Source organism: Actinoallomurus sp. CA-150999, assembly GCF_050942425.1.
GTDB lineage: Bacteria > Actinomycetota > Actinomycetes > Streptosporangiales > Streptosporangiaceae > Actinoallomurus.
This window is the reverse complement of sequence record NZ_CP192063.1, coordinates 10,384,149-10,397,307: the sequence shown is the minus strand read 5'-3', so window position 1 is coordinate 10,397,307 and position 13,159 is coordinate 10,384,149. Positions and strand designations below refer to the sequence as shown.

The following is a 13,159-nucleotide window of genomic DNA, read 5'->3' as shown; positions in this document are numbered from 1 at the left end:
TTCACCGGCCGTGACCCGTCGTGGTCACGGCCGCAGCATGGGAGAGGACGTACATGGCTGAGGTCGAGATCGGGCGGGGCAAGAGCGGTCGGCGGGCGTACGCGCTCGACGAGATCGGCATCGTCCCGTCGCGGCGCACGCGCGACCCGGAGGAGGTCAGCGTCGCGTGGCAGATCGATGCCTACCGCTTCGAGATGCCGCTGGTCGTCGCCCCGATGGACAGCGTGGTCAGCCCGGCGACGGCGATCGCCATCGGGCGGCTTGGTGGCCTGGCCGTGCTCGACCTCGAGGGGCTGTGGACCCGCTATGAGAACCCCGAGTCGCTGCTGGCCGAGATCGCGTCGCTGGACGACGCGACGGCGACGCGGCGGCTCCAGGAGCTGTACGCCGAGCCGATCAAGGAGGACCTGATCGGGCGGCGGATCGAGGAGATCCGGGACGCGGGCGTCACCGTGGCGGCCCGGCTGTCGCCGCAGCGCACCGCGCAGTACCACAAGTCGGTCATCGACGCGGGCGTCGACCTGTTCGTGATCCGCGGCACCACGGTCAGCGCCGAGCACGTCTCCGGGCGGGCCGAGCCGCTCAACCTCAAGCAGTTCATCTACGACCTCGACGTCCCGGTGATCGTCGGTGGCTGCTCGACCTACACCGCCGCGCTGCACCTGATGCGCACCGGCGCGGCCGGGGTCCTCGTGGGCTTCGGCGGCGGCTCCGGGCACACGACCCGTACGGTCCTCGGTGTCGCGGTGCCGATGGCGACGGCCATCTCGGACGTCGCGGCGGCCCGGCGCGACTACCTCGACGAGTCCGGCGGCCGGTACGTCCACGTGATCGCCGACGGTGGCATGCGGCAGTCCGGCGACATCGCCAAGGCCTTCGCGGTCGGCGCCGACGCGGTCCTGGTCGGGTCGCCGTTCGCGCGGTCGACGGAGTCGCCGGGCCGGGGCTACCACTGGGGCAGTGAGGCGCACCACGATGAGCTGCCGCGCGGCAAGCGGGTCGAGCTCGGTTCGATCGGCACGCTCGAGCAGATCCTGTTCGGCCCGTCGAACGTCGCCGACGGTTCGATGAACCTCATCGGCGCGCTCCGGCGGGCCATGGCGACCGCCGGCTACTCCGACCTGAAGGAGTTCCAGCGCGTCCAGGTCGTCGTCGCTCCGCACTGACACCGCATTTGGCGCCCCCCGTCGCTGGGTAAGCGTTTTGTGACGGATGAGGTAGCGACGTAGCGTGGTCACCGCAGACGTCCGAGGGAGTGCGCCATGGCGGTTGGGGAGCCCGAGAACGAGGTCAACAGGTCGCGTCTCGGTCCGGCGGAGCGTACGGCCGCGCTGGACCGGATCGGGAGCGGCGAGGAGTTCGACGTCGTCGTCGTGGGCGGCGGCATCGTGGGCGCCGGCGTGGCGCTGGACGCGGCGACGCGTGGTCTGAGCGTGGCATTGGTGGAGGTCCGTGACTTCGCCTCCGGGACGTCCTCACGGTCGTCGAAGCTGATCCACGGCGGGCTGCGCTATCTCGAACAGCGCGACTTCGAGCTGGTCCGCGAGGCGCTGACCGAGCGCGGGCTGCTGCTGGGCCGCATCGCGCCGCACCTCGTCAAGCCGGTGCCCTTCCTGTTCCCGATGACCCATCACGTGTGGGAGCGGGCCTACATCGGGGCCGGTGTGGCCCTGTACGACGGGATGTCCCTCTCGATGGGGCGGGACCGCGGGGTGCCGCATCACCGGCACCTGACGCGTACGCAGGCCCTCCGCGTCGCGCCGTCGCTGCGGCGTGACGCCTTCGTGGGCGCGATCCAGTACTGGGACGCCCAGGTCGACGACGCTCGCTACGTGATGATGGTGCTGCGCACGGCGGCGGCGTACGGCGCCCGGATCGTCTCCCGCGCGCAGGCCGTCGGGTTCCTGCGGGAGGGCGAGCGGGTGACCGGCGTCCGGATCCGGGACCTGGAGGCGGATCGGGAGCTCGACGTCCGCGCCAAGCAGGTGGTCAACGCGACCGGCGTGTGGACCGACGACATCCAGGAGCTCGTCGGCGGGCGCGGCCAGATCCACGTCCGCGCGTCCAAGGGCGTGCACCTGGTGGTGCCCCGGGACCGCATCCACTCCTCCAGCGGTGTGATCCTGCGCACGGAGAAGTCCGTGCTCTTCGTGATCCCGTGGGGCCGGCACTGGATCATCGGCACGACCGATACGGCCTGGGACCTCGACAAGGTTCATCCGGCCGCGTCCAAGGCCGACATCGACTACGTCCTCGAACACGTCAACGCCGTGCTCAACGTGCCCCTCACCCACGATGACGTCGAGGGGGTGTACGCCGGGCTGCGCCCGCTGCTGTCGGGGGAGTCGGAGGAGACCTCGAAGCTCTCCCGGGAGCACGTCGTCGCCCACCCGGTGCCGGGCCTGGTCGTCATCGCGGGCGGGAAGTACACCACCTACCGGGTGATGGCCAAGGACGCCGTCGACGCGGTCGCCCACGGACTGGACGGCAAGGTGCCCGGATCCTGCACCGACCAGATCGCCCTGGTCGGTGGCAACGGCTTCCAGGCGCTCTGGAACTCCCGCCACCGCCTGGCGGAGAGTTCGGGGCTGCACGTCGCGCGCATCGAGCACCTGCTGCGGCGGTACGGCACGCTGATCGAGGACCTGCTCACCCTCATCGAGGAGCGGCCGGACCTCGGCAAGCCCCTCGAAGGCGCCGAGGACTACCTGCGCGCCGAGGTCGTCTACGCCGCGAGCCACGAGGGCGCCCGGCACCTCAACGACGTGCTGACCCGGCGGACGCGCATCTCGATCGAGACGTGGGATCGTGGCGTCGGCGCGGCGCGGGAGGCCGCCGAACTCGTCGCGCCCGAGCTCGGCTGGTCGAAGGAACAGACCGAGCGGGAGATCGAGTACTACCACAAGCGCGTGGAGGCCGAGCGCGACTCTCAGGCGCAGGTCGACGACCAGGAGGCCGACGCTACCCGGCGTGGGGCCCCGGAGATCGTCCCGACCGCCTCTCCCGAGGTTTCCTGACGCTGACCGATGTCAACTGGGTGCGACGTCACGTCGGTAAGCAAGGGGGCCGAATGCGTCATCAGAAGCTCGCGATCGTTGATGATCGAGTGGACGGGGAACTGGTCCGGCTGGCGCAGTCAGGCGATGTGTCCGGTTTTGAGCAGCTGTTCGCGCGGCATCGTGCCGGGATGATGGCGGTCGCGTTGAGCCTGCTCGGCGACCCGGCGGAGGCGGAGGACGCGGTCCAGGACGCCATGCTCACGGCATTGAGCCGGATAGGGGACGTGCGGAATCCCGATTCGGTCGGGCCGTGGCTGAAGGCCATCGTCCGCAACTGCTGCCGCATGTGGCTGCGAGCACCGACGCCGATCCCTGTGGCCGACATGGCCGCGGTGTCGAAGCTCGAGTACGGCGATCCCGCAGAGCTGGTCGAACACCATGTCGCCCGAGACTGGGTGTGGCATGCGCTGGAGCGCTTGTCCCCGCCGTTGCGACTGGTGACGATGCTGCGTTACTTCACCGAGGTGAAGTCCTACGAGCAGATCGCTTCGGTGTGCGGTGTGCCCGTGGGGACGGTCCGTAGCCGGCTGAGCAAGGCCAGGGAGAAGCTGTCGCACGAGCTGCGGGCGGCCTCGTCCTCCTCCCACGACGACGTGGCGGCACTCACCGCCGCGCGCCGGCGGGAGGCGGAGGGCGCTCTGATCGCCGGGGCCCAGGCCCGATTCGGCGAGTTTCTGCGAGAGACCTGGCATCCCGACGTCGAGACCCTCTGGGCCGACGGGAATCGGACGCGAGGTATCGCGCCGCTGGTCCAGGTGGTGGACACCGCGATGGAGGCCGGAGTCCAGCAGAGACTCGCCAGTGTCGTCGCGAGCCGGGAGATAGTGATCTGGGAGCTCGACGTGCGCAACCCGGTCGACGATCTCGGTCACTGTCCGACACGGCCGTGCTGGCTGCTCTTCATCGAGGACGGACGGGTGCGGCGCTTTCGTCACTTCGCAGGTCAGCCGCTTACGGCCTGATCTCTACCGAGATTTTCCCGCCGTAGCGAACTTTCCCGCCTCCCGGCGCATCTTGCCGACATGGACCGAAGATCTACAACAACCGTCTTCATCCCGGAAGTTCGACAGGGCACAGGACCCCGGCGGCCGCTGGTCGATGGCTCGGCGCAGTACCAGGAGGTCTCGGAATGATCGAAGATCGTTTTAAGGGAAGGGTCGTCCTGGTCACCGGTGGCGGATCCGGCATCGGTGCCGCCACCGCGCATCGTTTCGGTGCCGAGGGCGCGACTGTCGTTCTGATCGGGCGGACCAAGGACAAGCTGGACAAGGTGGTGGCGGACGCCCCGAGCGGAGCGATGCTGATCGGCCGGGCCGTGGACGTCTCGGACGAACAGGCGATCACCCAGCTGATCGACGGGGTGGCCCGTGACCACGGCCGCTTGGACGCTCTGGTCAACAACGCGGGGATCTTCCCCCTGGGAACCGTCGAGCAGGTCGGGACGGCCACCTGGCACCAGGCCATGTCGATCAACGCCGACGGGGTGTTCTACGCCTCCAAGGCCGCGCTGCCATATCTGCGCGCCGTCGGCGGCAGCATCGTCAACGTCGGGTCGGCATCAGCTCTGGGCGGTGACTGGGGAATGGCCGCCTACAACGCGTCCAAGGCCGCGATGGCAAACCTGACCAACGCGATGGCCCTCGATCACGGCGCCGAGGGAGTGCGGGTGAACGCCGTGCACCCCAGCATGATCTCGACCGAGATGACCGCGCCGCTGTTCGAGAGCGCAGAGATTCTCGCGGCGATCCTCAACCGGACGGCGCTGGGCCGGGTCGGCGATCCGGCCGAGGTGGCCGCCGTCATCACCTTCCTGGCCAGCGAAGACGCAAGCTACGTCAACGGTGCGCACATCAGGGTGGACGGGGGAGTGGGTGCTTCCAGCGGCAATCCCCACGCGGCCTGACGCCGGCTGATCGCCATCGCGAGGGAGGCCGGGTCCTCGGGGGACATCTCCGAGGACCCGGCCGCGAGGTCGGCGGCGAGGTCGGCGGCGAGCTCCTCCCGGCGGGCGTGGTACCAGTCGGCGATCCGCCGGCCGGCCGAGAAGTCGCGCATCCCGAAGCTCTTCGTGATCCCGTGGGGCCGGTTTCCTGAAATGTGAGACATGAGCGGCCGGTTCCGGTCGTATGGTTTTCGTCGTGTGCCCCCTTTGGGGATATATGTCCATAGAGACTCCTGTATCGTGTCCGGGCTAATGGTGATAATGCGCCATAAACCCGGTTTGGACAGGAGTTGGTGTGGCGAAGTCGCTGACGCGCACGGTGGGGGTACTCGCGACCGGCCTGCTGGTCGCCGGAGTCGCGGCGGAGGGCGACGCCGCACCGCTCACGACCGGACGGGCCGCGGCAGCCGTACGGGCGGCCGGGTCCGACATCGACGCCCAGAAAACCGCCGTACGGACGGGGCCGGTCTTCAACACGCCGACGGGCGGCAAGGCCAAGCAGCACGTGATCGCGACCAAGATCGCTCAGCTGATCTCCGGCACCCCGAAGGGTGCGGTCATCTACGTGGCGATGTACCACTTCTCGACCAAGGACCTCGCCAAGCAACTCGCCAAGGCGAAGAAGCGCAAGGTCAACGTCCGGGTGGTGCTGGATTACGAGTCGTCGCGCTACAAGGCGTACAAGACGTTGAAGAAGGCGCTCGGTTCGAACCGGAAGAAGTCCTCCTGGGTGACCCTCTGCGCCAAGGGCCGCGGCTGCATCGGGCCGCAGTTCAACCACAACAAGTTCTTCCTGTTCTCCACCACGCGCGGCGCGAAGAAGGTCGTGCTGCAGACCTCGGCCAACGCGACGTACAACTCCCGTGACCTGCAGTGGAACGACGCGCTCGTGCTGCGGAACTCGGGCGTGTACGCGGGGTACCGGCGTTACTTCTACGACCTCGCCAAGCAGCGTCACACCGGCAATTACCACCGGATCGTGCACGCGGGGAGGTACCGGCTGGACTTCCTCCCCTGGTCGTCGGGTGATCCGGTCAGCCAGCACCTCGACATGGTGTCGTGCGCCGGCGGCACCCGGATCCGTCTCGTCATGGGTCACTTCACCTGGCAGCCGATCGCGCAGCGGCTCTGGAACCTGGACAACGCCGGGTGCCGGGTGCAGGTGGTGTTCGGCCACGTCGGCCAGTCGGTCCTGAAGGAACTGACCAGGGCCGGAGGCCGCCACGGCGGGCCCGAGCTCCGCTACCTGCCGGAGAACGGCCACGCGTACGAGCATTCCAAGTACCTGCTCGTCGACGGCCGGTACCGGGGCAAGAAGCAGAAGGCCATCTTCACCGGCAGCAGCAACTACACCGACCCCGGCTTCCACGCCCACGACGAGGCGATGATCAGCGCCGTCGACGCCACGCTGGAGAAGGAGTACGTCGCCAACTTCGGCACGGTGTTCGCGCATGGCAAGCCGATCAAGTCGGCCGCCGACGCCAGGTCCGCCGCCCCCGGCGTCGTCGAGTCGGACAACGCCGACGACACCGGCGAGAACGACAACTGACGCACCGCCCGGGTCACGGTACCGGCGGCGCGTCGGCGGTCCCATTAGGAGAACGACGACGCGGTGGCGTCAACCGGGTCACGACCCCGGCGATGCATCGCCGGGGTCACGGTCCCGGCGGCGTGCCGACCGGGGGCATGCCTCGAACGGCGTGTAGGCCGGGCCACGGCTCAGGCGGCGCACCGCCCGGGTCGCGGCCCGGGCGGTGCGTCAGCCGGGTCACGGCCCAGGCGATGCACCGCCCGTCACGGTACCGGCGGTGCGTTGTCCGTCGGTGGTCCCATCAGGAGGCCGACGCCGGAGCCGTACAGCTCGGCCGGGACTCGCTCCGGGTCGAGCAGGTGCTGCAGTGCCAGCCCGAACTCGATCGCCATCGCGAGGGACGCCCGGTCCTCGGGGGACATCTCCGAGGACCCGGCCGCCAAGTCGGCGGCGAGCTCCTCCCGGCGGGCGTGGTACCAGTCGGCGATCCGCCAGCCGGCCGAGAAGTCGCGCATCCCGAACAGCCAGAGCTCGACCAGCAGGAGCGCCCGCATGCGGGTCTCCTCGTCGGACAGCCGCTCGGCGTACTGCCGGCCGGCGGCGGCGCGCCGCTCGTCCGGCGAGTGCTCGGAGCCGAGCAGGTCGGCGAGGGCGCCGAGGCCGGGGTCGGCCTGGGTGTAGCGCTCGAGCAGGGCGAGGACCAGGTCGGCCTTGCTGGCGAAATTGGAGTAGACCGCACCCTTCGTGAGCCCGGCACGGGCGGCGATCTCGTCGAGTGAGGCTCCGCGGATTCCGCGTTCCGCCCACAGGCGTTCCGCGGCGTCGAGGAGAGCGGCCCGGGTCTGGGCACGCCGCTCCTGACGGGGTGTGCGGGCCTCGTCCGTGACAGCGGACTCGCCCGGGTCAGAGATCATTCTTCCCCCTCGTCGTCGTCCATCCTCGCCTCCTTCTCCGGAATACACCGTGGACCGCAATCCGAGCCAGCAAATGCAGAACAAGGTGACTCTGGAACGTGCCGAAATGGCATTGGGGACAGGGCCCGAGGCTCTGACCACGCAAGCAATTAATTACTGATCGGTAGCCATGAACGCGGTTCACGTCTTAGAGTTCCTCCATGAACGCACCCGCAGCGGCGTCCACGGGCGCGCGCGCCACCGTCCCGGACATCGCTCCCGAGATCGTCGAACGGCTGACCCGCCGTGTTGCGTCCGGCGACGCGACCGTACGGATCGCCGCGCCGTTCACCGGGGAGCCGTTCGCCACCCTGCCCGTCTCGACCGGGGACGACGTCGCCGCCGCGTACGAACGCGCCCGCGCCGCCCAGGAGTCGTGGGCGCGGCTGTCGCCGGCCCGGCGCGCCGAGCCGTTCCTGCGGTTCCACGACGCGATCCTCGACCGCCGCGCGGAGATTCTCGACCTCGTCCAGTTGGAGACCGGGAAGGCGCGTCGCCACGCCTTCGAGGAGGTCCTCGACGCCGCGGGGTCCACGCTCTACCACGCGCGACGGGCCCCCGGCCTGCTCCGGCCGCGCCGCCGCCAGGGCATCATGCCCGTCGCCACCCGCACCATCGAGCTCCGCCACCCCAAGGGCGTGGTCGGCGTCATCTCGCCGTGGAACTACCCGCTCGCGCTCGGCCTGACCGACGCGGCGCCCGCCCTGCTCGCCGGCAACGCGGTCGTGCACAAGCCGGACACCCAGACCGCGCTGTCCACCCTGTGGGCGCTCGACCTGCTCATCGAGTGCGGACTGCCCGAGGACCTGTGGCAGGTGGTGGTCGGCGATCCCGCGGACATCGGCGACCCCCTCATCGAGGGCGCCGACTACGTCGCCTTCACCGGCTCCACCCGGGGCGGGCGGGCGATCGCGGACAAGGCCGCGCACCGGCTGATCGGCTACTCCCTCGAGCTCGGCGGCAAGAACCCCATGCTCGTCCTGGACGACGCCGACGTCGAGCAGGCCGCGCAGGGCGCCATCCGCGCCTGCTTCACCAACGCCGGTCAGCTCTGCATCTCGATCGAGCGGCTGTACGTCCACGAGAAGATCTACGACCGGTTCGCCGAACGCTTCGTCCACCGCGTCAAGAACATGCGGCTCGGCGCCGGTTTCGACGCGGACATGGGCTCTCTCACCTCCCAGCGCCAGCTCGACACGGTCACCCGGCATGTGCAGGACGCCGTCGCCAAGGGCGCGACGGTCCTCACCGGCGGGCGGCCGCGCCCCGGCGTCGGGCCGTACTTCTTCGAACCCACCGTCCTCGAGGACGTCACCGACGCGATGGAGCTCTGCGGCGGCGAGACCTTCGGGCCGGTCGTCGCGCTGTACCGGCTCTCCTCCGACGACGAGGCCGTACGCCTGGCCAACGCCACGCCGTACGGGCTGAACGCCAGCGTCTGGACCCGCGACGTCGCCCGCGGCCGCCGGCTCGCGGCGCGGATCAAGGCGGGCACCGTCAACATCAACGAGGGGTACGCGTCCGCGTACGGTTCGTACGATGCGCCCATGGGCGGTATGAAGGACTCCGGGGTCGGCCGGCGGCACGGTGCCGAGGGCCTCCTCCGCTACACCGAGGCCCAGACGATCGCCAGCCAGCACGGGTTCGGCTTCGAACCGGTCCTCGGCATGTCGTACGAGACCTACGCGGCAGTGATCACGGGGGGCCAGAAGCTGCTGAAACGCCTTCGCCTCAGGTAGGAGCGCAGATGGACTACGACGTCCTGGTGATCGGATCGGGGTTCGGCGGGAGCGTCACCGCGCTGCGCCTCACCGAGAAGGGGTACCGCGTCGCGGTGCTGGAGGCCGGCCGTCGCTTCGACGACCCCGACGGCGCGCCCGGCGAACGCCACCGCGACCTGCCCAAGACGTCGTGGCGCACGCCCCGGTACCTCTGGGCGCCCGCCCTCGGCATGACCGGGATCCAGCGCATCCACCTGCTGCGCGGTGAGAAGGGCTCCCGGGTCCTGATCATGGCGGGCGCGGGCGTCGGCGGAGGATCGCTCGTCTACGCCAACACGCTGTACGAGCCGCCGCAGCCGTTCTTCGACGACCCGCAGTGGCGGCACATCACCGACTGGAAGGCCGAGCTCACCCCGTTCTACGCGCAGGCCAAGCGGATGCTCGGCGTCCGGCCCAACCCGACCATGACCTCCGCCGACCAGGCGATCAAACGGGTCGCCGACCGGATGGGCCGCGGCGACACCTTCCACCTGACCCCGGTCGGCGTTCTGTTCGGCGAGGAGGCGGGGAAGCCGGTCGACGACCCGTACTTCGGCGGCGCCGGACCACGCCGCGCGACCTGCACCGAGTGCGGATCCTGCATGACCGGTTGCCGGGTCGGCGCCAAGAACATGCTCACCGAGAACTACCTCTATCTCGCCGAACACGCAGGCGCGAAGATCATGCCGATGACGACCGTCACCGCCGTACGGCCGCGCCCCGGCGGCGGGTACGAGGTCGAGTTCACGCGCACCGGGCGGCGCGGGAAGCGCTGGCGGCGCACCGTCACCGCCGAGCACGTCGTCTTCGCCGCCGGGACGTACGGCACGCAGCGGCTGCTGCACCGGCTGAAGACCACCGGGACGCTGCCCCGCCTGTCCGATCACCTCGGCGTGCGCACCCGCACCAACTCCGAGGCGATCCTCGGCGCCGAACGCTTCCGGAGCAAGGGAGACGACCACTCGCGCGGTCTGGCGATCACGTCGTCCTTCCACCCGGACGAGCGCACCCACGTCGAGCCCACCCGCTACGGCCCCGGCTCGAACGCCATGGGCGCCCTCCGCTCCCTGCTCATCGACGGCGGCGGTCGTGCCCCCCGCTGGGCGAGGTTCCTCGGACAGGTGGCCAAGCGTCCATGGGACCTGGTCCGTCTGCCGAACCTCCGCAACTGGTCACGGCGGACGATCATCGCGCTGGTCATGCAGACCAACGACAACTCGATCACCGTGGAGCCGTCACCGACCGGACGCGGGCTGCGCGCCCGCCGCGGCCACGGCGAGCCCAACCCGACGTGGATCCCGGAGGCCCACCGCGCGGTCCGGATGCTCGCGGAGGAGGTGGGCGGCTTCGCGGGCGGCACCTGGCTCGACCTGTTCGACATCCCGACCACCGCGCACTTCATCGGCGGCTGCACCATCGGCAACTCCCCGGAGGAGGGCGTCATCGACCCCTACCACCGCGTGCACGGCCACCCGGGCCTGCACATCGTGGACGGCTCCACCGTCTCGGCCAACCTCGGCGTCAACCCCTCGCTCACCATCACCGCCCAGGCCGAACGCGCCATGGCCTTCTGGCCCAACCGCGGCGAGGACGACCCCCGCCCCGCACTCGGCGCACCGTACGCGCGCCTCACCCCGATCGCTCCCAAGAACCCGGCCGTCCCCGCTGACGCCCCCGCCGCCCTCCGCCTCCCCATCACCCCGGCCTGACTTCCCTTTCGTCCCCGATGCCTTAATAAGGATCTCCTCGGCCGAGCGTGCCCGGATGACACCTTCCGGGAAGGTTGCCTACTGCGCGGGGACCGCGCAGTCGACGCAGATGGGGGTGCGGAGGATGCCAGTCTTGGCCGACCTGGACAAGCTCCTGGACAAGCAGTACGAGAACACGGACCTCAAGGGCCTGCTCAACGCCCCGGTGGACGCCATCGCCGGGATCAGCGAAGGCGACGCCGAGGCCCTGAAGAAGGCGTTCAACATCAAGACCATCGGCGACCTGGGCCACAACAAGTACATCCAGGCCGCCGCGGCGATCGTCCGCCTCGCGGACGCCAGCAAGTAGCCGCGGATCAGGCCGGCCGTCCACCTCCGCGGCCGTCGTCCACGGACCTCTCGGCCCTGGATCAGGGCGGGAGTACCCTCACGAAACCCCGGACCGGCGTCGCCGAACGCGTCGCCGGTCCGGCCGCGTTGTCGTTGGCGGAAACCGGCGAATTGTGTGGTCTGCCAGATCTGTGACATCGACGGTGGCGGTGAACATCGTAAGATTCGAAAACCAGTGCACTACTGGGCGTGAGCATGCTGTAACTTTACGTGCCATGCCGTCCCCTCGACATGACAGGATCAACCTCCTCTTCCGTGAGCGTCCCGAGTTCGCCGTGGAGGTGCTTCGTGGCCTGATGGGCATCGAGCTGCCTGACGCCGTGCCCGTGCAGGTCGAAGCGAACGACTTCAACGACCGGCCGTCGAGGGACTTCCAACCCGACACGGTGATCACGGTCGGCCCCCGGCAGAAGCCGGTGCACGGCATCATCGTGGAGGCTCAGCAGGAGAAATCAGAAGGCAAGCGCCGCCAGCTGCCTCGCTATGCGGCGGCGTTGTGGCTGTTCCTCGACTGCCCGGTGACGGTGCTGTGTGTCTGTCCCGACCCGGGCGTCGCGGCCTACTATGCCGAGTCCTTCCCGACCAAGCTGCCCGGTTATACCTTTCAGGCCGTGGTTTTCGGGCCGGACCGAGTTCCGGTCATCACAGACTCCGCAGAGGCGGCTGCGCACCCTGAGTTGGCGGCCATGGCGGTGATGATGCACGGGTCACAGGCACCCGTGCTGCAGGCGTTCGTGGCCGCACTACTTTCACTGACGTCCGAATACGCTGAGTATTACTATGGTCACGCCTACAACATGGCCGCGCCGGCGGTTCGACGCATCCTGGAGGAGCTCGTGTCCAAGACCTGGCCCGTCAACACCCCCTTCGCCCGCGAACACTTCGGCCGAGGCAAAACAGAAGGCGAGGTGGACGCCCTCCTGACGATGCTGGAGGCTCGACGAATCGAGTTGCCGGAGAGCGCCCGCGCTCGCATCTGTGCGTCTACGGATATCGAGGAGATCAAGGCATGGATCAAGCGTGCCGCCGTCGCGAGCTCCATCGACGAGCTCTTCGCGGGCGGTCAGGAGCGGTAGGCGGTCAGTAGGGCGTCGCGGTCGTAGGCGGGGAGGTGGCGGACGGCCTCGCGGATGGTGACGCCGGAGATGCGGTCGGTGCGGTCGCGGACCCATGTGGTGACCCAGTCCGGGTCCTTCTTGGAGAGCTCGCGTAGCACCCAGCCCAGCGCCTTGCGGATGAAGAACTCCTTCTCCTCGATGAGCGCGTCCCCGTACTTCGCCAGGCGGGTCAGGTCGCCGGTGCCAGCCCGAATGTCCGGGATCAGGGCCAGGATGGCCGTGCGGCGGATCCAGAAGTTCGCGTCGGCCGCCCACAGGTCGAGGGTCGTGGCGAGCGGCGGGTGCCGTAGGACCAGGTTGCCGGCCACCTTGATGGCGAGAAAGTCGACGTACGCCCAGGTGTGCGACTCCCGGATCATCCGCTCGGCGACCGCCAGGTCGTCCGCCTTCAGCAGGGGCGCGTTGCGGATCAGGACCTCGATCGCGGCCATGCGGCACTCGTGGACCGGTCGGCGCCAGAGCCGGTCGGTCAGGGCGAGGGTCTTCTCGCGGGTCAGCCCGGTGGCGGCACGGACGGCGAGCTTGCGGATCGCCGGCACGGTCACGCCGATGTGCTCCAGGTCGCTCTTGAGGTAGCGCTTCTCCTGCTCGGCCCGGGCCGGATCGGCGAGGGCCCGGAGCTCGGCGGCGATGGTGTCGACGGCATCCACCGGGTCAGTATCGTCCCCGGCAATGACAAAAGCGGGCGGCCGATGCC

Annotated in this window: 12 protein-coding genes; 9 read left to right on the top strand and 3 right to left on the bottom strand. The window is 69.5% G+C overall.

The window, feature by feature from the left end; all coding sequences use genetic code 11:
* Positions 1–53: 53 nt before the first annotated feature.
* The 4 genes from ACQP2O_RS47840 to ACQP2O_RS47825 all read left to right on the top strand — a co-directional run bounded on the left by ACQP2O_RS47840 (position 54) and on the right by ACQP2O_RS47825 (position 4,962).
* The gene (locus ACQP2O_RS47840) at positions 54–1,166 is read left to right on the top strand and encodes a GuaB3 family IMP dehydrogenase-related protein (RefSeq protein ID WP_433176283.1); all 1,113 of its coding nucleotides are present in this window, start codon (positions 54–56) and stop codon (positions 1,164–1,166) included.
* A gap of 96 nt (positions 1,167–1,262) precedes the next feature.
* Positions 1,263–3,017: a glycerol-3-phosphate dehydrogenase/oxidase gene (locus ACQP2O_RS47835; RefSeq protein WP_433176282.1), complete on the top strand. Its 1,755-nt coding sequence runs from the start codon at positions 1,263–1,265 to the stop codon at positions 3,015–3,017.
* Between the two features lie 53 nt (positions 3,018–3,070).
* A complete protein-coding gene (locus tag ACQP2O_RS47830) occupies positions 3,071–4,021 on the top strand; it encodes an RNA polymerase sigma factor (protein WP_433176281.1) in 951 nt (316 codons plus the stop codon).
* Positions 4,022–4,188: 167 nt separating this feature from the next.
* Positions 4,189–4,962, top strand: coding sequence for an SDR family NAD(P)-dependent oxidoreductase (locus ACQP2O_RS47825; RefSeq protein WP_433176280.1), 774 nt, complete (start codon positions 4,189–4,191; stop codon positions 4,960–4,962).
* On the opposite strand, the gene ACQP2O_RS47820 is transcribed toward ACQP2O_RS47825, so the two are convergent.
* Positions 4,890–5,114, bottom strand: a complete 225-nt coding sequence (locus ACQP2O_RS47820) for a hypothetical protein (protein ID WP_433176279.1) — start codon at positions 5,112–5,114, stop codon at positions 4,890–4,892. The genes ACQP2O_RS47825 and ACQP2O_RS47820 overlap by 73 nt on opposite strands.
* A 182-nt stretch (positions 5,115–5,296) precedes the next feature.
* On the opposite strand from ACQP2O_RS47820, the gene ACQP2O_RS47815 reads away from it, so the two are divergent.
* Positions 5,297–6,550: a phospholipase D-like domain-containing protein gene (locus tag ACQP2O_RS47815; protein ID WP_433176278.1), complete on the top strand. Its 1,254-nt coding sequence runs from the start codon at positions 5,297–5,299 to the stop codon at positions 6,548–6,550.
* Positions 6,551–6,795: 245 nt separating this feature from the next.
* Here ACQP2O_RS47815 and ACQP2O_RS47810 read toward each other — a convergent pair whose 3' ends face one another.
* Positions 6,796–7,446 (bottom strand): TetR family transcriptional regulator, encoded by a 651-nt coding sequence (locus tag ACQP2O_RS47810; RefSeq protein WP_433176277.1) that lies wholly within the window; start codon positions 7,444–7,446, stop codon positions 6,796–6,798.
* Positions 7,447–7,646: 200 nt separating this feature from the next.
* Between ACQP2O_RS47810 and ACQP2O_RS47805 the strand changes: the two genes are divergently transcribed.
* The 4 genes from ACQP2O_RS47805 (at position 7,647) to ACQP2O_RS47790 (ending at position 12,420) form a co-directional block, all read left to right on the top strand.
* A complete protein-coding gene (locus ACQP2O_RS47805) occupies positions 7,647–9,224 on the top strand; it encodes a succinic semialdehyde dehydrogenase (RefSeq protein ID WP_433176276.1) in 1,578 nt (525 codons plus the stop codon).
* A gap of 8 nt (positions 9,225–9,232) precedes the next feature.
* Positions 9,233–10,954 (top strand): GMC oxidoreductase, encoded by a 1,722-nt coding sequence (locus ACQP2O_RS47800; RefSeq protein WP_433176275.1) that lies wholly within the window; start codon positions 9,233–9,235, stop codon positions 10,952–10,954.
* 124 nt (positions 10,955–11,078) lie between these two features.
* A complete protein-coding gene (locus ACQP2O_RS47795; RefSeq protein WP_433176274.1) occupies positions 11,079–11,303 on the top strand; it encodes a hypothetical protein in 225 nt (74 codons plus the stop codon).
* A gap of 337 nt (positions 11,304–11,640) precedes the next feature.
* Entirely contained in the window at positions 11,641–12,420 is a 780-nt protein-coding gene (locus tag ACQP2O_RS47790; RefSeq protein ID WP_433176273.1) for a hypothetical protein, read from the top strand.
* On the opposite strand, the gene ACQP2O_RS47785 is transcribed toward ACQP2O_RS47790, so the two are convergent.
* On the bottom strand, positions 12,408–13,112 hold the full coding sequence (locus ACQP2O_RS47785) for a DNA alkylation repair protein (protein ID WP_433176272.1): 705 nt from the start codon (positions 13,110–13,112) through the stop codon (positions 12,408–12,410). The genes ACQP2O_RS47790 and ACQP2O_RS47785 overlap by 13 nt on opposite strands.
* Between the last annotated feature and the right edge of the window lie 47 nt (positions 13,113–13,159).